The sequence below is a fragment of the Citrobacter sp. Cpo045 genome, from assembly GCF_030332875.1.
GTDB classification, from domain to species: Bacteria; Pseudomonadota; Gammaproteobacteria; order Enterobacterales; family Enterobacteriaceae; genus Citrobacter; species Citrobacter portucalensis.
Window position 1 is genome coordinate 231,417 of the sequence record NZ_JAOWGZ010000086.1, and the last position, 20,032, is coordinate 251,448.

The window sequence follows — 20,032 nt, forward strand, 5'->3', positions numbered from 1 at the left end:
AAAGGCAGGGTTTAAGACGCATGAGAGAATTACACTGCGGTGAACAACATTACGGATAGACCGATCATGCTGAACACGTATCCCCTGGCGAAAGACCTGCAGGTGTTGGTTGAAATTGTGCATAGCGGCAGCTTCAGCGCTGCCGCCGCGACGCTGGGGCAAACGCCGGCGTTTGTGACAAAACGCATTCAGATCCTAGAGTCCACGCTGGGGACGACGCTGCTAAGCCGCTCTGCGCGTGGTGTAGCGCTCACGGAGAGTGGTCAACGTTGCTATGAACATGCGCAGGCGATCCTCGCGGGCTATCAGCATCTGGTCGATGACGTCACGCAACTCAAAACGCGCCCGGCAGGGATGATTCGTATCGGCTGTAGTTTTGGCTTTGGGCGCAGTTATATTGCGCCGGCAATTACCGAATTGATGCATAGCTACCCTGAATTACAGGTGCATTTTGAGCTTTACGATCGGCAAATTGATTTGGCGCAGGATAATATCGATTTGGATATTCGTATTAATGACGAGATACCGGATTATTATATTGCGCATTTGTTAACGAAAAACAAAAGAATATTGTGTGCGGCCCCACCGTATTTACAAAAATACGGTGAGCCGATGACGTTACAGGAATTAAGTCGTCATGATTGTCTGGTCACTAAAGAACGCGATATGACTCACGGGGTGTGGGAACTGGACAATGGTCAGGAGAAAAAGTCGGTCAAGGTGGCGGGACATCTTTCCTCTAACAGCGGTGAGATTGTGTTGCAGTGGGCGCTACAGGGAAAAGGGATTATGTTGCGTTCCGAATGGGATGTGCAGCCGTTTCTGGCCAGCGGTGAACTGGTGCGTGTGCTGCCGAACTATGCGCAGAGCGCTAATATCTGGGCGGTTTATCAGGAGCCGCTGTATCGCAGCGTGAAGCTGCGCGTGTGCGTGGAGTTTCTGGCGACGTGGTGTCAAAACCGATTAGGAAAACCGGTGGATGGGTATCACATCCCCCACGCCGGATAAGACGCCGTTGCGTCGCTATCCGACAATAAAATCACTCGGGGTCTCGTTCGCGTTTTTTCTTCAGCTTGGTCCAGATCTTCGGCTCCTGACGACGCCACAGACGCTGAATGTTGTCATGGTGACGAAGCAAAATTAAGCACGACAACATGGACACCGGAAAAGTGAACTGGGGATTGAACCACCAGACGTAAAAAGGGGCGATCAACGCGCTGACGATAGCGCCTAACGACGAGTAGCCGCTCAACAGGACGGTCAGCAGCCAGGTCCCGGCCATCACGCCGGTTAAGTCCCAACCAATCGGCGCAATCGCGCCAAAGGCTGTGGCAACGCCTTTCCCACCTTTAAAGCCGAAGAACACCGGCCAAATGTGGCCCAGACAGGCGGCGATTGCGATCAATCCCAGCCAGAAGGGGCTGACGCCTAGCGCATAGGCACCCCAGACGGGTAACATACCTTTCAGGACGTCGAAAATCAGTACCGCGACGGCGGCTCCCTTGCCACCGATGCGCAGCACGTTTGTCGCGCCCGGATTCCCAGAGCCGCTGTCGCGCGGGTCCGGCAATCCAGCAAGGCGGCATACCAGAATAGCACTGGAAATTGAGCCACAGAGGTACGCGAAGATAATCATTCCAGGCGCGATTGCACTCATAAGCTGTTCCGTTTTGAAAATGTCGTGTAAAACGCTACTTCTGTGGATAATACGCATATTTCGCCGGAAGTGGTATCCGGGTTAGCCAAAAAGCAGGCAGGTCGTGATGGATATTGTATTTATAGAGCAACTTTCTGTAATCACCACTATTGGTGTTTACGACTGGGAACAAACGATCGAACAACGGTTGGTGTTCGATATCGAAATGGCATGGGATAACCGCAAATCGGCTAAAAGCGATGATGTGGCTGATTGCCTGAGCTATGCTGATATTGCTCAAACGGTTGTTAATCATGTGGAAGGTGGGCGCTTTGCGCTGGTAGAACGGGTTGCGGAAGAGGTGGCGGATCTGCTGCTTAGCCGCTTTAATTCTCCCTGGGTACGGATCAAACTCAGTAAACCTGGCGCGGTAGCCCGTGCGGCGAACGTCGGGGTTATCATTGAGCGTGGCAATAATCTGAAAGAAAATAATTAATTTAATAATTTCTAAAACAAACGGGTATAAAAGGGTCCTTTCGTCGGCTCTTTTTTGCCGTGGTTTCTCTATCTAGGGGTTTATTAATGAGTGATATGCACTCGCTGCTGGTGGCGGCAATTTTGGGTGTGGTCGAAGGATTGACGGAATTTTTACCCGTTTCCAGTACTGGCCATATGATTATTGTTGGCCACTTATTGGGTTTTGAGGGTGACACTGCAAAAACATTTGAAGTGGTGATTCAGCTGGGCTCTATTCTGGCGGTGGTGGTGATGTTCTGGCGACGTCTGTTTGGCTTGATCGGCATTCACTTCGGCAAGGCTCCGCATGAAGGCACTGGCAAAGGTCGGTTGACGCTGGGACATATCCTGTTGGGGATGATTCCAGCCGTGGTACTGGGGCTAATCTTCCACGACACCATCAAATCGCTGTTTAACCCGATCAACGTGATGTATGCGCTGGTGGTGGGTGGTGTACTGCTGATTGCCGCAGAATGCCTGAAGCCGAAAGAACCGCGTGCGCCGGGTCTGGATGATATGACCTATCGCCAGGCGTTTATGATTGGCTGTTTCCAGTGTCTGGCGCTGTGGCCGGGGTTTTCTCGCTCCGGGGCGACGATTTCTGGCGGCATGCTGATGGGCGTGAGTCGTTACGCGGCCTCTGAATTCTCCTTCCTGCTGGCTGTGCCGATGATGATGGGCGCGACGGCGCTGGATCTCTACAAGAGCTGGTCTTTCCTCAGCGCATCAGATATCCCGATGTTTGCAGTCGGATTTGTGACGGCGTTTATCGTGGCGCTGGTGGCGATCAAAACCTTCCTGCAACTGATTAAACGCATCTCGTTCATTCCGTTTGCGATTTACCGCTTTATTGTGGCGGCTGCCGTTTACGTCGTGTTCTTCTGATGTCTTACCGTGGTGCCGGATGGCGGCGTTCTGCCTTATCCGGCCTACGGGTTATATCCGTTTCGAACCTGTAGGCCGGATAAGTACAGCGCATCCGGCAACGCAGTGTCTACGCTTTCGGGCACCGCTGCTCCTTCCAACTGGCTACCGCCGCGATGCGACGCCGGGTCAGTTCTTCACGAATTGCCTGACCTTTGAATCCAGCTTCAACCACGTCTTTCGTTGGCACCGCCTGCGCAACCTGCCAGGCTTCGCGCAACAGTCTGCCTTGCGGATAATCTGCCGCTTCAAAACCGGTTCGCCCACGCACATCGGCCTCGCTGGTGAGGGCGATTTGCTCCACGCGCTGCGGTTTGCGCCAGGCATCGATGGAATCAAACAGCTTAACGATAGTTTTCGGCTGCAGGATCGGGAAGGTATGAATGAGGTCGTGGAACTCGGAAACCAGTTTGGCTAAATCACGGATGTCATTCGGCACGCGCAGGCGCTGGCACAGTTGTTCGACAAGCTTAACACCTGCCGGACCGTGGCCGTGATGGCGCGGCCACAGCGCTTTAGGCGTCAATGCCTTGCCAAGATCGTGGCACAGCGTAGCAAAACGCACGTCGACTTCCGGACTTAACATGGCTGCCATCGAAAGCGTCATCAGCGTGTGAATGCCGGTGTCGATTTCCGGATGCCACTGTGCGGGGGCTGGAACGCCAAACAAAGCATCCACTTCCGGAAACAGGACGCGCAGTGCGTCGCAGTCGCGCAGGACCTGGAAAAATACCTGTGGGTTACGGGTGGTTAATGCGCCTTCGGTTTCTTTCCACACCCGCTCTGGTGTCAGATGCTCCAGTTCACCAGCGGTGGTCATGTCACGCATTAGCGTCATGGTTTCGTCAGCAATACGAAAACCGAGGTGCGCATAGCGGGCAGCAAAGCGCGCCACGCGCAGCACGCGCAGCGGATCTTCGCTAAAGGCAGATGAAACATGGCGCAGCAGACGGTTTTCCAGATCGTCGCGTCCGTTATACGGGTCGATAATCTCCCCGTCGTCATCGCGGGCGATTGCGTTGATGGTCAGGTCACGACGCTGAAGATCGGCCTCCAGCGTCACATCTGCGGCGGCATAGCAGGTGAATCCGGTATACCCCGAGCCTGACTTACGTTCGGTACGCGCCAGCGCATACTCTTCGCGGGTTTGCGGATGCAGAAACACGGGAAAATCGCGGCCTACCTGCTGGTAGCCCGCGTCGAGCATCTCTTGCGGCGTGGCGCCAACAACAACCCAATCTTTATCTTTAATCGGTAGCCCTAATAACGCATCCCGAACAGCACCACCGACCAGATAAATCTTCACGCCACTTTCCTTTTGAAAACTATGATCCCTTAATCATATGTCAGTGTGGCGGAGAAGGCGATTCAGTTCATCCAGCGATCTTTGCGTTTACGGCTTGGGATCATGTGTGGCAGAACCAGGCCGAGCAGCAGACCAAGACCCAACACGCCGCCACCGTACATAAACCACTGCATGATGATGGTGCGCTGTTTGTCATCAAGCTGAAGGTTGGCTGCGCTGACCTTCTTTTGCGCCACGATAAGCTCGTTTTTCAGCTTCTGGTTTTCTTGTTTCAGCCCGTCGATCACGCTGTCGCTTTGCGCTACCTTTTGCTGCATATCAGCGGTGCGCTGATTCCACGTGGTATCGATATTATTGAGCTTATCGGTCAAGGTCTTAACCTGGTTTTCCAGGTCGGGAACGCGGGTACGCAGGCTCGGCGTACTGTTCAGCTCTTTCAGTGGGATCCAGGCGGTACGTCCGGTGCTGTCTTTCACCTGGCCGTAGTTAGTGTTGGCATCGGTCTGTAATAGCGTGACTTCCTCGCCGGCGTTAACCGTACCCACGAGGCGATAATTATCTCCCGGACCGCTGCGGACCCAGGTGTTCAGTTCGTCAGAGACATAGCGCTTTTCTTCGGCATGAGAGACTGCAGTGGCGCTAAGTGCGAATAAAGTTAATCCAATCAGGCGTAATTTTGGCATCAGGCTGTCGTTATTGTCATAGAAAGTGGAACGATAGTAGTGGCATCAGTGTCTCTACGCAAAGCATTCGACATCAATCGGAATCATCTGTGTCCTTTTTGCCACCACTCGAAACTTTTACGCCCGTCAAATTGCTCGTTGCATGGCAATTTGGCGCAAAATACTATCTACTGACCATAAATAACGAACTTAGTTCGCAGTCAGTTTTCTCAACTGTGACATAACCCATAAGTACAAGACCATGGCTCAGGAAATCGAATTAAAATTTATCGTCAATAATGACGCTGTAGATGCGCTACGTGAACGTCTGAATACGCTGGGGGGAGAGCATCATGCGCCCAGCCAGTTGCTGAATATCTACTACGAAACACCGGATGCGTGGTTGCGTGGTCACGATATGGGGCTGCGTATTCGCGGTGAAAATGGTCATTACGAAATGACCATGAAAATTGCCGGACGCGTGACGGGCGGACTGCACCAACGGCCGGAATATAACGTTGCGCTAAACGCGCCTGAGCTGGACCTCACCTTGTTCCCAACGGAAGTCTGGCCTGATGGCGAGCTGCCTGCTGAACTTGCTTCTCAAGTGCAGCCGTTGTTCAGCACCGATTTTTACCGTGAGAAATGGTTGGTTGATGTTGATGGCAGCCGGATTGAAATGGCCCTCGATCTGGGGGAGGTGAAAGCGGGCGAGTTTGCAGAACCTATCTGTGAGCTTGAACTTGAACTGCTAAGCGGCGATACCCGTGCGGTACTGAAGCTGGCAAACCAGCTGGTTTCGCAAACCGGTTTACGCCAGGGTAGCTTGAGCAAAGCAGCGCGCGGTTATCACCTTGCTCAGGGGAATGCGCCGCGCGAACTCAAACCGACACGCATTTTGAAAGTTCCGGCGAAAGCGAGTATTGAGCAGGGGCTGGAAGCGGCGCTGGAGCTGGCATTATCACAGTGGCAGTACCATGAAGAGCTGTGGGTGCGCGGCGTTAAAGGGGCGAAAGCCGAGGTGCTGGCGGCTATGGGCCTGGTGCGTCACATTCTGATGCTGTTTGGCGGTAATGTGCCGCGAAAAGCGAGCGCTCACTTACGTGATTTGTTGACCCAGTCGGAAGCGATCATTTCGTCGGACGTTTCTGCTGTTTCGGCGGTTTACAGCACGCAAACGGCAATGGCCAAGCTGGCGCTGACCGAATGGTTGGTGACCAAAGGATGGCAGCCGTTCCTTGATGCGAAGGCGCAGGGAAAAATTGCCGACTCCTTTAAGCGTTTCTCGGATACCCATCTTTCACGCCATGCCGCTGAGCTGAAGACCGCTTTTGCGCAGCCGCTGGGCGATCAGTACGCCGATCAGCTTCCTCGTTTGACGCGCAACATTGATAGCATGCTGATGCTGGCGGGATACTACGACGAAAATGTCGCATCAGAATGGATCGCCAACTGGCAGGGTTTGCGCCACGCCATTGCGGCCAATCAATATATTGAAATTGAACACTTCCGCAACGAGGCAATCGCGCTGGAACCGTTCTGGCTGCACAGCGGAAAACGATAATCAGGGCCAAGGCCGGGATGCCTGATGGCGCTGCGCTTATCAGGCCTACGCGATGTGTGTAACTGTCATGTAGGCCGGATAAGGCTAAACGCCGCCATCCGGCACCATTCAAAGGATAACCCGTAAATGAAGCAGCTCTCTTCACCGTTACAGCAGTACTGGCCGACCGTTGTTGAGCGGCTGCCAGCAGCAATATCTGAGTCCTCGCTTAGCGTTCAGGCGAAGTCAGTACTTACATTCAGCGATTTTGTCCGTGACAGCATTATTGCCCATCCCGAATGGCTGGCTGAGCTGGAAAGCGCTCCACCCCTGGCGGATGAATGGCAACACTATGCCGACTGGTTACAGCAAACATTGGCTGACGTTAGTGATGAAAACACGCTGATGCGTGAGTTACGCCTGTTTCGCCGTCGCATTATGGTGCGTATCGCCTGGGCACAGACCCTGTCGCTGGTGACCGAAGAGAGTATTTTGCAGCAGCTAAGCCATCTGGCTGAAACGTTGATCGTCGCCGCGCGCGACTGGTTATACGCTGCCTGCTGTCGCGAATGGGGTACGCCCTGTAATCCTGAAGGTGTGGCGCAGCCGCTACTGATTTTAGGCATGGGGAAACTGGGCGGCGGCGAGCTGAATTTTTCCTCCGATATCGACCTGATTTTTGCCTGGCCAGAACATGGCAGCACACAGGGCGGGCGCCGCGAGCTGGATAACGCCCAGTTCTTTACCCGTATGGGCCAGCGGCTCATTAAGGTATTAGATCAGCCCACAATGGATGGGTTTGTCTATCGGGTGGATATGCGTTTACGCCCGTTTGGTGACAGCGGTCCGTTGGTACTGAGCTTCTCTGCGCTGGAGGATTATTACCAGGAGCAAGGGCGCGACTGGGAACGCTATGCGATGGTCAAAGCCCGCATTATGGGCGATGCCGACGGCACTTACGTCAGCGAGCTTCGTGCCATGCTGCGGCCTTTTGTTTTCCGTCGCTATATCGATTTCAGCGTGATCCAGTCGTTGCGTAACATGAAAGGGATGATTGCCCGAGAAGTGCGCCGCCGTGGTCTGAAAGACAACATCAAGCTGGGGGCGGGCGGTATTCGTGAAATCGAATTTATCGTGCAGGTATTCCAGCTGATTCGCGGTGGGCGCGAGCCGTCGCTGCAATCCCGCTCGCTGTTACCGACGCTTAGCGCCATCAATGCTCTGCATCTGCTGTCTGATACCGATGCGGAACAACTGCGAGCAGCCTATCTCTATTTACGCCGCCTGGAAAACCTGCTGCAAAGCATCAATGATGAACAGACCCAAACGTTGCCAGGCGATGAACTGAATCGCGCGCGGCTGGCGTGGGGGATGAACGTTGATGACTGGCAGCAATTAACTGATGTGCTGGCCAATCATATGGACAACGTACGCCGGGTATTTAACGAGCTGATTGGCGATGACGAAGCTGAAACCCAGGAAGAGTCGCTTTCAGAACAGTGGCGCGAACTGTGGCAGGATGCATTACAGGAAGATGACACCACGCCGGTGCTGACGCATCTGGCGGATGACGATCGCCGGCGCGTGCTGTCTCTGATTGCTGATTTCCGCAAAGAGCTGGATAAACGCACCATTGGTCCACGCGGACGCCAGGTGCTGGATCATTTAATGCCGCATCTGCTGAGCGATGTCTGTACGCGTGACGATGCCTCAGTCCCGCTATCGCGCATTACCCCTCTGCTGGTAGGGATTGTTACCCGTACGACCTATCTGGAACTGCTGAGCGAATTCCCCGGGGCGCTGAAGCATCTGATTTCGCTCTGTGCGGCCTCGCCGATGGTCGCCAGCCAGCTGGCGCGGTATCCGCTGTTGCTCGATGAACTGCTGGATCCGAACACCCTGTATCAACCCACCGCGACGGACGCCTACCGTGATGAGCTGCGCCAGTATTTGCTGCGCGTGCCGGAAGATGACGAAGAGCAGCAACTTGAGGCTCTGCGCCAATTTAAGCAAACGCAGCTACTGCGTATTGCCGCGGCCGATATCGCCGGTACACTGCCGGTGATGAAGGTGAGCGACCATTTAACCTGGCTGGCGGAAGCTATTATTGATGCGGTAGTCCAGCAGGCGTGGACGCAGATGGTCGCACGCTACGGTCAACCCACTCATCTTGGCGAACGCGAGGGGCGTGGTTTTGCCGTCGTCGGCTATGGCAAACTGGGCGGTTGGGAGTTGGGTTACAGCTCGGATCTCGATTTGATCTTCCTGCATGACTGTCCGATGGACGTGATGACGGACGGTGAGCGTGAGATTGACGGGCGACAGTTCTATCTGCGTCTGGCGCAGCGCATTATGCACCTCTTCAGTACCCGTACTTCGTCCGGTATTTTGTACGAAGTGGATGCGCGTTTGCGTCCGTCAGGAGCGGCGGGGATGCTGGTGACGTCAGCTGACGCTTTCGCCGATTATCAGCGTAACGAAGCCTGGACATGGGAGCATCAGGCGCTGGTGCGTGCTCGCGTAGTGTACGGCGACCCGCAGTTGACCTCTCAGTTTGATGCGATTCGTCGCGATATCATGACCCTCGTCCGTGATGGGAAAACCTTGCAGACCGAGGTGCGCGAAATGCGTGAGAAAATGCGTGCCCATTTGGGCAATAAGCATCGCGATCGTTTTGATATCAAAGCGGATGAAGGCGGCATCACAGATATTGAGTTTATTACGCAGTATCTGGTGCTGCGCTATGCGCATGAAAAACCGAAGCTGACGCGCTGGTCGGATAACGTGCGCATTCTGGAATTACTGGCGCAAAACGACATTATGGACGAGCAGGAAGCGCTGGCGCTTACCCGTGCTTATACGACGTTGCGTGATGAACTTCATCATCTTGCGTTGCAGGAACTTCCGGGCCATGTGGCGCTGGAGCACTTTGACGCTGAACGTACGCTGGTGCGTGACAGCTGGCAGAAGTGGCTGGTTGCCGAGTGAAGTGTGCTATTATCGCGCGCAAATTTTAAGACCCTCAGAGAATCTCTCAGGAGACAGGAATGAAAGTAACGCTGCCAGAGTTTGAACGTGCAGGAGTCATGGTTGTCGGTGATGTGATGCTGGATCGCTACTGGTACGGTCCTACCAGCCGTATTTCACCTGAAGCGCCGGTTCCGGTGGTGAAGGTCGATACCATCGAAGAACGTCCCGGTGGCGCAGCAAACGTGGCGATGAACATTGCCTCTCTGGGAGCGAATTCGCGTCTGGTGGGCCTGACCGGTATTGACGACGCGGCGCGTGCGCTGAGCAAAACGCTGGCGGATGTGAACGTAAAATGCGATTTCGTTTCCGTGCCGACCCATCCGACGATAACCAAACTGCGCGTGCTTTCCCGCAACCAGCAGCTGATTCGCCTGGATTTCGAAGAAGGTTTTGAAGGTGTGGATCCGCAGCCGCTGCACGAGCGTATTAACCAGGCGCTGGGTTCTATCGGTGCTCTGGTGCTCTCCGACTACGCCAAAGGCGCGTTGGCAAGCGTGCAGCAGATGATTGCTCTGGCGCGTAAGGCTGGGGTGCCGGTGCTTATCGATCCGAAAGGAACCGACTTTGAACGCTACCGTGGCGCAACGCTGCTGACGCCGAACCTGTCTGAGTTTGAAGCGGTGGCGGGCAAGTGCAAAAGCGAAGATGAACTGGTTGAACGCGGCATGAAAGTGATTGCTGATTTCGACCTTTCCGCACTGCTGATCACGCGATCCGAGCAGGGGATGACGTTGCTGCAACCGGGCAAATCGCCGCTGCATATGCCGACGCAGGCGCAGGAAGTGTATGACGTGACCGGTGCAGGCGATACGGTTATCGGCGTGCTGGCGGCGACGCTGGCGGCGGGTAACTCACTGGAAGAGGCGTGCTATTTTGCTAACGCCGCAGCCGGTGTTGTCGTCGGTAAGCTGGGGACCTCTACCGTTTCTCCGATTGAACTGGAAAACGCCGTGCGCGGTCGGGCCGATACTGGCTTTGGCGTGATGAGCGAATCTGAGCTGAAACAGGCCGTTGCCAGCGCCCGCAAGCGCGGCGAGAAAGTGGTAATGACCAACGGCGTGTTCGACATCCTGCATGCGGGCCACGTTTCCTATCTGGCGAATGCGCGCAAGCTGGGCGATCGCCTGATCGTGGCGGTCAACAGCGATGCTTCGACCAAACGTCTGAAAGGCGAAACGCGTCCAGTCAACCCGCTGGAACAGCGTATGATCGTACTGGGCGCGCTGGAATCCGTCGACTGGGTGGTCTCTTTTGAAGAAGATACGCCGCAGCGTCTGATTGCTGGCATTCTGCCGGATCTGCTGGTCAAAGGCGGCGACTATAAGCCGGAGCAGATTGCGGGTAGTGAAGAGGTGTGGGCGAACGGCGGTGAAGTGCTGGTGCTGAACTTCGAAGATGGCTGCTCTACGACAAATATCATTAAGAAGATCCAGAAAGACAGCGATAAATAACACCTGAAAAGTTTGCCGGATGGCGGTGTGAATACCTTATCCGGCCTACGTGACGTAACGTTTGTAGGCCGGATAAAACGCGTAAGCGTTGCCATCCGGCATTTCTGTTTCTTATTGTTCAGTCGTTTTCTCAACAGGCTGTGGACTGTTTTTCAGCGGCTCGGCCAGTGCCGACAGCGAACCGCCGGACAAGCCAATTTCATTTAACAGCGAGTCGATCAGCGGCGCTTGTGTACGATAGGAAAGGGCTGCGGATAATGCCTGCTCTGCGAGATTCCCACCGTTTACGTTACCTGCGGTTACTTCACCGACTGCGCCGCCGCGATTGAGACCATCAACCTGAATAATCTTGATCCCATCGATAGACTTCATTGGCTCGACGGATTTCTCAATAACCGCTGGCAGGGACTGCAGCAGCGCCAGCTTAAATTTCAGGCTGGTCTGTTCATCGGAAAGCACGTTGATGGCATCGTTAAGTGCGCGTTGTGCTTCTGCTTCTGCCAGACCTTTTTTCCGCGTTGCCTCGGCTAGTTCAACAATCGCTGCCGCCTGCAATTCTGCCGCTTCTTTCTCCGCTTTCGCGCGCACGGTCAGCTCAACGGCCTGGGTTTCCGCATCCTGAGCTGCGGCAATCAACGCCACCTGTTTGGCACGATCCGCTTCTGCGGTCTGGCGGGTGGTTTCTACGTTCTGCTGGGCACGAACCGCATCGGCCAGCGCATCGTTAGCGCGTGCTTCAGCCTGAGACTGCTGTTCGGACTTGGCGGCAATGGCGATGGACTTGGTCTGGTTGGCGATCTCTGTTGCCTGCTGCTGTTCGATCTCTTTGATGCGAACTTCACGCTCGGCCTCGACTTTTCTTGAACGAACCGCCTGCTCGCGATCGATTTCTGTTTCCTGAATTTGACGTTCGGCAAGGATACGCGTCTGTTCAGCTTCACGATGGCGCTCGGCTTCAAAGGCGGCAATTTTGGCGTTTTGCTCGGCCGTGCGGGTTTTCACCTGCTGCTCCTGCTCGAGCGTCATGAAGGCTTCCTGCTGCTCGATCTCCAGCTTACGCGACAGCGCATCACGATTTTTCTCACGGACGGCAACTTCTACGTCCTGCTCGACTTCGTTACGTTCGCGACGACGACGTTCCGTTTCCTGGGTCAGCTTGGTCAGACCCTCGGCATCAAAGGCGTTGTTAGGGTTGAAATGGACTTTTTCGGTCTGGTTGAAGTTGGTGAGTGAAACGCTCTCCAGCTCCAGACCGTTTTTGGACAGGTCTTCCGCGACGGTGTTTTGTACGCCTTGAACGAAGTTTTCACGCGTATCCTGCAGTTCGTGCATGGTCATCTGCGACGCAGTGGCACGCAGGGCATCGACAAACTTATCTTCTATTAGCACACGCAAATCCTCTGGTGACAGCGTCCGCTGTCCCAGCGTCTGTGCGGCGGTAGCAATCCCTTCAACAGACGGTTTTACACGCACAAAAAAGGCGACGACGACATCTACGCGCATACGGTCTTTGGTGATAAGACTGTCGACAGTAGAACGGCTCACCTCAAGTTTGAGGGTGTTCATGTTGATAGGAATGATTTCGTGGAAGATAGGCATGACAATTGCGCCGCCGCTCATCACCACTTTTTGCCCACCAAGGCCGGTACGCACAAATGCCTGTTCAGCAGATGCACGACGATACAGGCGGGCAAAAATAATCCCGATAATGACTAAGACGACCACCGCGACAATGGCGGTAAACATCCATGAAGGTAACATGCCAAAAACATCATCCATCTATAAGGTCCCTCTGTGTAAAATTATAAAACAGTCGGCCAGGGGTTTAGCTCGGCCTGGTAACGCGTTGCAGAGAGTCGGCAAATAATCAGCACCTTGTCTCCTTTTTTGAATTCTTTGCCCGCTTCAGGCTCCAGCAGCACATAGTGGGTCTGCCCAAACTTGTCGGTAAATTTGCCTTCGCATGGGGTTCCGGCACTCGCAGAATGGCCGGTAATAATTGCCATGCTGCCGATAAACTCATCCTCGGCGAGGGCGGTGGTTTCATCTCGTGGTAGCCATGGAGCAATAATTTTCCCGCTGTAATGCACGGCGAAGAACGCAAAAATAAAGCTCACCGGCGCGAGCAGCAGATTGCTGAGCGGTGCTTGCCACAGCGTGACCCAGCCATGCTGAAGGAGGATACCGAAGAGTCCAAAGAAGCCAGCGAGTAAGCACAGCACGATCAGCGCTGGAATCCGTCCGATATTGAGATAGTGCAATGCCTGTCCGATATTGCCGGAGGTCAGGGCATCGTAATGTTCGAGATGCGCATCAAGCGCGCCAGAAAGGTAATGACCGAAAATAAGAGAGATGATTTCTAATAGGCCAATCAGTAGTACAAATGAAATAGCAAACAGGTAGGGGCTGTTGTAATCCGTGAATAATACCAAGTTGTTTCCTCCTGTTACTGCGTTCCCTGTCAGTATCAAAAGTAATGGTTTTACCCCTTACTTTTACATGTCGTTACAATAACATGTGTCACCGTGACCTTAAATCCGAAAAGGGGGGTCATCCCCCTCTTAGATTTCGTAGGAAACTGTGAAGCAGGCGGTTTTTTTGCGCACAATATGTACAGAATAACTTCGTATCCAGGGAAATACTGAAATTAGAAAAAGCATATGGCCTTAGCAGATATTCAATAACTGGAGGGTATGCTCATGAACAGCAATATGTATTCACTGAACAATTTCGATTTCCTGGCCCGTAGTTTTGCCAGGATGCAGGCTGAGGGCCATCCCATTGATATCCAGGCGATAACCGGGAATATGGATGAAGAACATCGTAGCTGGTTTTGCAAACGCTATGCGCTGTACTGCCAGCAGGCGACGGAAGCCAGGAAGCTAGAACTGGAACACTAACAGAAAAACGGGCCTTGCGGCCCGTTGTCGTTTTTACTCTTGCGGATCAACTGACGGGATCGCGGGGGCAGGCTTAACGTCTGCCGTTTTATCACGTGATTCAAGCTCAGTCAGACGTTGCTCAAGCAGCGCCAGCTTTTCACGCGTGCGCAATAAAACCTGAGTCTGTACATCGAATTCTTCGCGGCTTACCAGATCCAGACGGGTCAGCTGTGACTGCAGCGTTTGACGAATTTTCTTCTCGACGTCTTCGCCAAACTCGCGGATCCCTTTCGGCATCGACTCGTGAACCTGACGAGCAATCTGCTCAATTTTTTTCGGGTCAATCATTGTGGTTTCCCTGAACTGGTACGTGTTGCTGCCTATTGTAGTGCGAACTGGCACAGGCATAAACCAGAATTGTGTGAAGCTAAGACGAGTAAAGGCGTTGATGAAGGTAATCAATAGCGTTATAGTTAACCCGCTTATTCTCAGGGCGGGGCGAAATTCCCCACCGGCGGTAAATCAACTGATGTTGAAAGCCCGCGAGCGCTTTTTGTTACGGCAAAAAGGTCAGCAGATCCGGTGTAATTCCGGGGCCGACGGTTAGAGTCCGGATGGGAGAGAGTAACGATCCAGTCGGGCATGGACCCGCTCACGTTATTTTTTTGCCGCTTAGACGGTACTCCTAAGACTGCCCTGATTCTGGTAACCATAATTTTAGTGAGGTTTTTTTACCATGAATCAGACGCTACTTTCCTCTTTTGGTACGCCTTTCGAACGTGTTGAACATGCGCTGTCTGCGCTGCGTGAAGGACGCGGTGTAATGGTGCTTGACGACGAAGACCGTGAAAACGAAGGCGATATGATTTTTCCGGCAGAAACCATGACCGTAGAACAGATGGCGCTGACCATCCGTCACGGTAGCGGTATTGTTTGCCTGTGCATCACTGAAGACCGACGCAAACAGCTCGATCTGCCAATGATGGTGGAAAATAACACCAGCGCTTACGGTACCGGTTTTACCGTGACCATTGAAGCCGCAGAAGGCGTAACCACCGGCGTTTCCGCAGCAGACCGTGTTACAACGGTGCGTGCGGCAATTAAGGATGGCGCAAAACCTTCCGATCTTAACCGTCCGGGGCACGTTTTCCCGCTGCGTGCTCAGGCAGGCGGCGTGTTGACCCGCGGTGGTCATACTGAAGCAACCATCGACCTGATGACGCTGGCAGGGTTTAAACCAGCCGGTGTGCTGTGCGAACTGACCAATGATGACGGCACCATGGCCCGTGCGCCAGAGTGCATCGAATTTGCCGGTAAGCATAATATGGCTGTAGTGACTATCGAAGACCTGGTGGCTTACCGTCAGGCGCATGAGCGCAAAGCCAGCTAATTGCTGACTACCGCGACAACCGTGGTAGGGATAAAAAAACCGAAGTCAGTTTTCTGACTTCGGTTTTTTGTTATTACAACCTGGCTATTTTTTTCTGGCCAGTTTAAGTGCCCAGGCTCCGCTCATTACCAGCAACAGCACTAAACATAAACCAAAAGCGAGCAGGCAAGCCTGCGCCATATTCATAAAATGCCATGGCGGGAGCAGATACCAGCCTTCGGACTGCTGGTACAGATCGACAAACCACTTTTGCATACTGCTAAGCGCTACGCCATCAGGAACGACAGGTGCGTCATAGCCGCAATCTCCAGTGGGCTTAAACCATTCTGGAGCCCAGTTTGCCAGCGGCAAATTGAAAGGGAATGTCGGATCGGTGGAACATCCCTGTACGCCAAAGAGCGAATCCGGGTCCGGGTTATGTACCGCATAATGAATGCCATTAAGTTTGATGGAGAACTTAATGCCCATAATGCTGCCATAAAATGCCGCAATGCAGCCGACCAGTTTTAGAATGAGGTTTTTAGGGTTTATTGCCGCGATCAGCCCACCGAAAACCATCACAAACATGGCAAAGCGGATGTATACACATTGCTCGCAAGGGGCCATGTAGAGATAGATTTGGAAGAACGAGTGCGCCAGAATAATTAACCCACCCATGGCACAAGCCATTAGCAACCACAAAAAGCGTCGCTCCTGCCATCTCACCAGGGTATTAACCGGTGCGGTACATAAGTCTCGCCACAATCCTTTGATAAAATCCATAGCCGGTTCCCTGTTTATTTTGTCGCCAGCTCTCTGACAAGCTCAGCCATGGAATCAATCGATTTGATGCTTTTGGTGTAGATCAGGTACTTACCATTGACGACGTAAGCCGGAACCCCCTGGATTTTGGCAACATCATAAGCCGCTTTCCATTTTTCCAGTGTCTCCTGGACTACGGGTTCTTTTAAGGCGCTCTCGAAGTCTGCTTGACTCATACCTGCAGCGTCCAGTCCTGTTTTGATGAATGAAGCGGGATCTTTACCGTCAGACCAGCGTTCTTTCTTATCGTGGTAGGCAGTGTAGTAAGCAAACTTAGCTTTTTTGAACTGTGATTTGGCATCAAACAATGAAATTCCTGCGGCCTGATCCTTAGCAATCATTACTGCAAATACTTCACTGGCCTGTTTGCCGTATTCTCCTTTGGTCTCGAGATGAAACGGTGTGAAGGCGACGAGATCGGCAACTTTATCTGACACCGGGCCGGTCACGGCTTTATCATATTTGTAGCAGAATGGGCAGGCGTAGCTGAATACTTTGATCAACGTTTTATCAGCATTGGGAATCGGTTTCTCCAGCACCATATAGTCAGTACCTTCAGTAAAAGCCGATGCTGCAAATGGTGAAACCAGCGCTGCCGTTAATACCACGCTTTTAAATAATGAAGTAATCCATTTAGATGACATAATTAATCCTTAATCTAACGAAATTATTTAAATATTTGTTGTGGGCGAACCAGTAATGCGCGGTAGTGCGTTTGGTTTGGTTTATCGGAAAGGACATCAATTTCGACTTTGACTTCTTTTGTTTTGTAGTCAATTTCGTTGATTTTGCCGATGGTTGGCTGTCCAACGTCAAATAAATTAATAGAACCACCAAATCCAAACATCGTGTCGCGGTCTTTTTGATATTCAATTACCGACGTGATAGGACTGTAGAAATCATAACCGCGCTCTTTCCCGTATTCCCAAACTTGCTGAACGGTTCCTTTTTTCTCGTCAATTTTATATTCGACGAATCGGGAGTATTTCATTGTTGGTAGAGCCGGTTGTTCGAGTCCACGGCCATCGCCATTGTCAAAGATGGTTAGCGTTCCTTTGCTGGAGAGCCAGGCGGTGTGTTGGGTGTAGGTAAAATCGAAATCAGTATTCTCGCACTTACCGTTTTCATCACACTTCAGCGCGTTGCCCTTATCATCAACCGGTTTTAACAGTTTGCTTGCCAGCGCCTTATTCCAGCCTTTAGACGGTGCCAGGATCCATTTAACCTGTTTATCACGACCGATTTTGACGACACCCTGATGGCGGGAAGAAAGAATGATGGAGTCATCTTTAGCGTCATAGGCAATGGAGTTGACGTGAGCCCAGTTACGGCCCGCACCAACGCCGAGGGCGTCACCATAGGGGGTATCTGGCTCCAGTTTCGCCTGTTGGCCTGCGTGAGCGAGATCCACGTTGACGCATACCGCGCCTGCGTCCAGCGCACCCAGCAGCGCGTCACGCATCGGGTCGAGAATTTGTGTCAGATCCCATACGTCAACAACACGTCCAGATTTATCGACTTCAATAATCTGGTCGCGGATGGTATGTACGTGAAGGCCATCTTCTTTGCGATAATCGCGTTTACCCACGCGAAGCAGTACGGTGCCGTTCACTGTTTCGACCGACTCATGCGACGCGTCGAGGAATCCGCGAGGCAGCTTATGGTCGGCCAGAATTTGCCCCAGCATATCGAATTCATACCAGTGCTGGCCCTGGACGGCGGTGAAGGTGCCTCGCGGTGTTTCACGAATACCCATCAGGTAGCCGCGCTTGTTGATATCCATGTCATGGCCGTCATAGAAGGTGTCCTGATCCAGCCACCACCGATATTCACCTTCCGTATCGACGACAAAGGTAAAGGGTGCGATATCAAAGGGGAGTGCTCCGCCAGCAGGACCCGCATCCAGGATGCCGGCATTTTTATCTTTTTCACCATGCCAGTGGAATTCTGCACCCTGCGGGGTAAAGGTGTGGGTATTCACCAGATAAAGACGATCTTCAAAACCCGGTGCTACTTTAATCACTTTTGTTTGCTGTAAATCAGATATAGAGCGGTTATCCATGTAGTGATTTACGATGGCGGAAGTTTGCACCACATAATCATCTTTCATGGCCTTACCGTTTTCTTTATATTCAACGGTTACCTTATTTGCGAACTTTTGATAAAGGCCAAAAATAGGAATGCCATCGTACGTGGCGAGTGACTCTTTGCCGACGGTATAAGTCACCGGAACGCCTTTTTCACCTTTACCATGGACGGTAACTTTAACATCTGAAATAACGTGGCTATCTAATTCAACCAGCGCAGTAAGTGGGGCATTTCCATAAGGGTCAACTACTATTGCGCCCAATTTTCCTGCAGGTTGGGCCGGTTGAAAACCAGCGGCAAGAGAGTTTCCTGCTGCTAATCCAAATGTCAGTGCCAGAGTCCCTGCCAGAAGTGTTTTTCGGTATTGTGTAAACATGGATATATCTCCTTATATTACCTATAAATATAATCTTGCTGAATATATTATGTTTTTACGGTTTTGATAAAATAAAATGGTATTGCTAATACTACTTTTGTAATGCATTAATTAATATTGATGAAATGTATTATTCTTCAGGATCTAATTTTTATTATTTTTTTGATAGTATGAGTGAGATATTTTAAGAACAATATTTATTATTGCGTAGTGTGATCTTGTCGACATTGTTTTAATTGTTTATAACGAGTTTGGCTAATAGCTTAGCCGCTGATTTATATGATCGAAATCATATATTTGTTTCTGAAATATGCCACTATATGAGTATGTCAGAATAAGGTTGTGTAAAATTTTAACGTTAAATGTTTAATGATGTTAAATTTTAAGGGTAGAAGAATGTTTATTGCCTGGTATTGGATTGTATTAATTGCACTCGTTGCGGTGGGTTATTATTGCCATATGAAACGTTATTGTCGGGCATTCCGCCAGGACAGAGATGCCTTACTTGAAGCGCGAAACAAACTCTTTCGTCGCTCTGGTGAAGATAACAGCGCGGTTAAGGAACAGGATTAGTCCTTCATATTCTGCTATGGATGAGCGGATGCTGTAAATTTGCAGGGTGGCATCCGCCCTCTGGATTATCCGATTCCCATTGACTGGAGGATGACGAGGCTTAATCCCATCACCGACATTCCACATAACACCCCATAGCTGGGATTATTATTGGGATCGATCTCTTTTGCCAACGGCATCAATTCATCGACGGACAGCGCCACCATAATACCTGCGACTGCCGCCATTATTGCCGCCATCACCACCGGTGATATCAGGCTACCGAGAATTAACCACGCCAGTACGCCGCCCAGTATTTCTGCCATACCTGAAATCCCTGCCCAGAATATCGCCGTACGTTTGGAGCCTGTGGCGGCATAGACGGGACCCGCCACCGCTAATCCTTCAGGAATATTGTGCAATGCAACGGCGAGGGCAATACCAAAGCCCAGCTCAAGGTTGCTACTGGCGGTAACAAACGTCGCAATCCCTTCAGGAAAGTTGTGCAGGCTGATGCCGAGCGTTAATAAAATCGCGGTGCGTTTAATAGAGCCGGGTAGAGGCTGCGTTGTTTTTTGTACCAGATCCTGAGGGTGCGCGTGCGGCAATAGACGATCCAGGCCAAAGTAGCCCAGTAAGCCGACGATAAACATTCCGTAGCCCAGCACTGGCGACATACCTTCAGCGGCCAGCGCAGCAGGTAGCATCTCCATAAGGGAGATCAGTAGCATAATCCCGGCGGCGAAGCCTAAGGAAAAGGCGAGAACGCGGTTAGACGGTTTTTGCCCTAACACGCCGAGAAATGCGCCGATAAACGTGGCGGCACCTGCCAGTAAAGTCAGAAGTAAAGGTACTGACATCGACAAATAAAACTC

The 20,032-nt window shown here is 52.1% G+C and carries 19 protein-coding genes and 1 riboswitch; of the genes, 9 read left to right on the plus strand and 10 right to left on the minus strand.

Features of this window, described 5'->3' with window-relative positions:
- The first annotated feature begins 66 nt into the window (after positions 1-66).
- The gene (ttdR, locus tag OGY13_RS07685; protein WP_213752719.1) at positions 67-1,008 is read left to right on the plus strand and encodes an L-tartrate utilization transcriptional activator TtdR; all 942 of its coding nucleotides are present in this window, start codon (positions 67-69) and stop codon (positions 1,006-1,008) included.
- A gap of 31 nt (positions 1,009-1,039) precedes the next feature.
- Here ttdR and plsY read toward each other — a convergent pair whose 3' ends face one another.
- Positions 1,040-1,657, minus strand: a complete 618-nt coding sequence (gene plsY / locus OGY13_RS07690; protein ID WP_003828443.1) for a glycerol-3-phosphate 1-O-acyltransferase PlsY — start codon at positions 1,655-1,657, stop codon at positions 1,040-1,042.
- A gap of 106 nt (positions 1,658-1,763) precedes the next feature.
- Between plsY and folB the strand changes: the two genes are divergently transcribed.
- Together folB and bacA are read left to right on the plus strand one after the other, a co-directional pair.
- The gene (folB, locus tag OGY13_RS07695) at positions 1,764-2,132 is read left to right on the plus strand and encodes a bifunctional dihydroneopterin aldolase/7,8-dihydroneopterin epimerase (protein WP_003024659.1); all 369 of its coding nucleotides are present in this window, start codon (positions 1,764-1,766) and stop codon (positions 2,130-2,132) included.
- Between the two features lie 86 nt (positions 2,133-2,218).
- Entirely contained in the window at positions 2,219-3,037 is an 819-nt protein-coding gene (bacA, locus tag OGY13_RS07700; protein ID WP_003828439.1) for an undecaprenyl-diphosphate phosphatase, read from the plus strand.
- Positions 3,038-3,146: 109 nt separating this feature from the next.
- Here bacA and OGY13_RS07705 read toward each other — a convergent pair whose 3' ends face one another.
- Together OGY13_RS07705 and OGY13_RS07710 are read right to left on the minus strand one after the other, a co-directional pair.
- A complete protein-coding gene (locus OGY13_RS07705) occupies positions 3,147-4,382 on the minus strand; it encodes a multifunctional CCA addition/repair protein (protein ID WP_048215522.1) in 1,236 nt (411 codons plus the stop codon).
- A 62-nt stretch (positions 4,383-4,444) separates the two neighbouring features.
- Positions 4,445-5,065 carry a TIGR04211 family SH3 domain-containing protein gene (locus OGY13_RS07710; RefSeq protein WP_048236784.1) on the minus strand — a complete coding sequence of 207 codons (621 nt, stop codon included), beginning with the start codon at positions 5,063-5,065 and terminating at the stop codon, positions 4,445-4,447.
- A 241-nt stretch (positions 5,066-5,306) separates the two neighbouring features.
- On the opposite strand from OGY13_RS07710, the gene OGY13_RS07715 reads away from it, so the two are divergent.
- The 3 genes from OGY13_RS07715 (at position 5,307) to hldE (ending at position 11,068) form a co-directional block, all read left to right on the plus strand.
- Complete coding sequence (locus OGY13_RS07715) at positions 5,307-6,608, plus strand: CYTH domain-containing protein (RefSeq protein ID WP_048236782.1); 1,302 nt, start codon at positions 5,307-5,309, stop codon at positions 6,606-6,608.
- Positions 6,609-6,734: 126 nt separating this feature from the next.
- Positions 6,735-9,575, plus strand: coding sequence for a bifunctional [glutamate--ammonia ligase]-adenylyl-L-tyrosine phosphorylase/[glutamate--ammonia-ligase] adenylyltransferase (glnE, locus tag OGY13_RS07720; RefSeq protein WP_213752718.1), 2,841 nt, complete (start codon positions 6,735-6,737; stop codon positions 9,573-9,575).
- 59 nt (positions 9,576-9,634) lie between these two features.
- Positions 9,635-11,068 (plus strand): bifunctional D-glycero-beta-D-manno-heptose-7-phosphate kinase/D-glycero-beta-D-manno-heptose 1-phosphate adenylyltransferase HldE, encoded by a 1,434-nt coding sequence (gene hldE, locus OGY13_RS07725; RefSeq protein ID WP_048215525.1) that lies wholly within the window; start codon positions 9,635-9,637, stop codon positions 11,066-11,068.
- Positions 11,069-11,179: 111 nt separating this feature from the next.
- On the opposite strand, the gene OGY13_RS07730 is transcribed toward hldE, so the two are convergent.
- Together OGY13_RS07730 and OGY13_RS07735 are read right to left on the minus strand one after the other, a co-directional pair.
- A complete protein-coding gene (locus OGY13_RS07730) occupies positions 11,180-12,847 on the minus strand; it encodes a flotillin family protein (RefSeq protein ID WP_103284705.1) in 1,668 nt (555 codons plus the stop codon).
- A 23-nt stretch (positions 12,848-12,870) separates the two neighbouring features.
- A complete protein-coding gene (locus OGY13_RS07735; protein ID WP_213752717.1) occupies positions 12,871-13,500 on the minus strand; it encodes an OB-fold-containig protein in 630 nt (209 codons plus the stop codon).
- A 261-nt stretch (positions 13,501-13,761) separates the two neighbouring features.
- Between OGY13_RS07735 and glgS the strand changes: the two genes are divergently transcribed.
- Positions 13,762-13,968, plus strand: a complete 207-nt coding sequence (gene glgS / locus OGY13_RS07740) for a cell surface composition regulator GlgS (protein WP_008785836.1) — start codon at positions 13,762-13,764, stop codon at positions 13,966-13,968.
- Between the two features lie 33 nt (positions 13,969-14,001).
- On the opposite strand, the gene ubiK is transcribed toward glgS, so the two are convergent.
- Complete coding sequence (gene ubiK / locus OGY13_RS07745) at positions 14,002-14,298, minus strand: ubiquinone biosynthesis accessory factor UbiK (protein ID WP_020996337.1); 297 nt, start codon at positions 14,296-14,298, stop codon at positions 14,002-14,004.
- Between the two features lie 132 nt (positions 14,299-14,430).
- A riboswitch (FMN riboswitch) is annotated at positions 14,431-14,580 on the plus strand.
- A gap of 106 nt (positions 14,581-14,686) precedes the next feature.
- On the opposite strand from ubiK, the gene ribB reads away from it, so the two are divergent.
- Positions 14,687-15,340 (plus strand): 3,4-dihydroxy-2-butanone-4-phosphate synthase, encoded by a 654-nt coding sequence (ribB, locus tag OGY13_RS07750; RefSeq protein ID WP_003828424.1) that lies wholly within the window; start codon positions 14,687-14,689, stop codon positions 15,338-15,340.
- An 84-nt stretch (positions 15,341-15,424) separates the two neighbouring features.
- Here ribB and dsbI read toward each other — a convergent pair whose 3' ends face one another.
- From dsbI to assT, 3 genes are read right to left on the minus strand one after another with little or no spacing between them, the layout of a single operon-like run.
- On the minus strand, positions 15,425-16,102 hold the full coding sequence (gene dsbI / locus OGY13_RS07755) for a protein-disulfide oxidoreductase DsbI (RefSeq protein ID WP_048236780.1): 678 nt from the start codon (positions 16,100-16,102) through the stop codon (positions 15,425-15,427).
- A 14-nt stretch (positions 16,103-16,116) separates the two neighbouring features.
- The gene (locus OGY13_RS07760; RefSeq protein WP_008785833.1) at positions 16,117-16,785 is read right to left on the minus strand and encodes a thiol:disulfide interchange protein DsbA/DsbL; all 669 of its coding nucleotides are present in this window, start codon (positions 16,783-16,785) and stop codon (positions 16,117-16,119) included.
- A gap of 23 nt (positions 16,786-16,808) precedes the next feature.
- Entirely contained in the window at positions 16,809-18,605 is a 1,797-nt protein-coding gene (gene assT, locus OGY13_RS07765) for an arylsulfate sulfotransferase AssT (protein WP_213752716.1), read from the minus strand.
- Positions 18,606-19,001: 396 nt separating this feature from the next.
- Here assT and OGY13_RS07770 point away from each other — a divergent pair, with 396 nt between their 5' ends.
- Positions 19,002-19,178 (plus strand): hypothetical protein, encoded by a 177-nt coding sequence (locus OGY13_RS07770; RefSeq protein WP_071446370.1) that lies wholly within the window; start codon positions 19,002-19,004, stop codon positions 19,176-19,178.
- Positions 19,179-19,243: 65 nt separating this feature from the next.
- On the opposite strand, the gene zupT is transcribed toward OGY13_RS07770, so the two are convergent.
- Complete coding sequence (gene zupT, locus OGY13_RS07775; protein WP_003024600.1) at positions 19,244-20,017, minus strand: zinc transporter ZupT; 774 nt, start codon at positions 20,015-20,017, stop codon at positions 19,244-19,246.
- Between the last annotated feature and the right edge of the window lie 15 nt (positions 20,018-20,032).

What these genes read in the sequence shown, in the direction of transcription:
- OGY13_RS07760 (WP_008785833.1), bottom strand. Translation starts at nt 16,785, where the DNA reads ATGTCATCTAAATGGATTACTTCATTATTTAAAAGCGTGGTATTAACG.
- assT (WP_213752716.1), bottom strand. Translation starts at nt 18,605, where the DNA reads ATGTTTACACAATACCGAAAAACACTTCTGGCAGGGACTCTGGCACTG.
- ubiK (WP_020996337.1), bottom strand. Translation starts at nt 14,298, where the DNA reads ATGATTGACCCGAAAAAAATTGAGCAGATTGCTCGTCAGGTTCACGAG.
- ttdR (WP_213752719.1), top strand. Translation starts at nt 67, where the DNA reads ATGCTGAACACGTATCCCCTGGCGAAAGACCTGCAGGTGTTGGTTGAA.
- plsY (WP_003828443.1), bottom strand. Translation starts at nt 1,657, where the DNA reads ATGAGTGCAATCGCGCCTGGAATGATTATCTTCGCGTACCTCTGTGGC.
- OGY13_RS07770 (WP_071446370.1), top strand. Translation starts at nt 19,002, where the DNA reads ATGTTTATTGCCTGGTATTGGATTGTATTAATTGCACTCGTTGCGGTG.
- hldE (WP_048215525.1), top strand. Translation starts at nt 9,635, where the DNA reads ATGAAAGTAACGCTGCCAGAGTTTGAACGTGCAGGAGTCATGGTTGTC.
- OGY13_RS07710 (WP_048236784.1), bottom strand. Translation starts at nt 5,065, where the DNA reads ATGCCAAAATTACGCCTGATTGGATTAACTTTATTCGCACTTAGCGCC.
- glgS (WP_008785836.1), top strand. Translation starts at nt 13,762, where the DNA reads ATGCTCATGAACAGCAATATGTATTCACTGAACAATTTCGATTTCCTG.
- dsbI (WP_048236780.1), bottom strand. Translation starts at nt 16,102, where the DNA reads ATGGATTTTATCAAAGGATTGTGGCGAGACTTATGTACCGCACCGGTT.
- folB (WP_003024659.1), top strand. Translation starts at nt 1,764, where the DNA reads ATGGATATTGTATTTATAGAGCAACTTTCTGTAATCACCACTATTGGT.
- bacA (WP_003828439.1), top strand. Translation starts at nt 2,219, where the DNA reads ATGAGTGATATGCACTCGCTGCTGGTGGCGGCAATTTTGGGTGTGGTC.
- OGY13_RS07715 (WP_048236782.1), top strand. Translation starts at nt 5,307, where the DNA reads ATGGCTCAGGAAATCGAATTAAAATTTATCGTCAATAATGACGCTGTA.
- ribB (WP_003828424.1), top strand. Translation starts at nt 14,687, where the DNA reads ATGAATCAGACGCTACTTTCCTCTTTTGGTACGCCTTTCGAACGTGTT.
- zupT (WP_003024600.1), bottom strand. Translation starts at nt 20,017, where the DNA reads ATGTCAGTACCTTTACTTCTGACTTTACTGGCAGGTGCCGCCACGTTT.
- glnE (WP_213752718.1), top strand. Translation starts at nt 6,735, where the DNA reads ATGAAGCAGCTCTCTTCACCGTTACAGCAGTACTGGCCGACCGTTGTT.
- OGY13_RS07730 (WP_103284705.1), bottom strand. Translation starts at nt 12,847, where the DNA reads ATGGATGATGTTTTTGGCATGTTACCTTCATGGATGTTTACCGCCATT.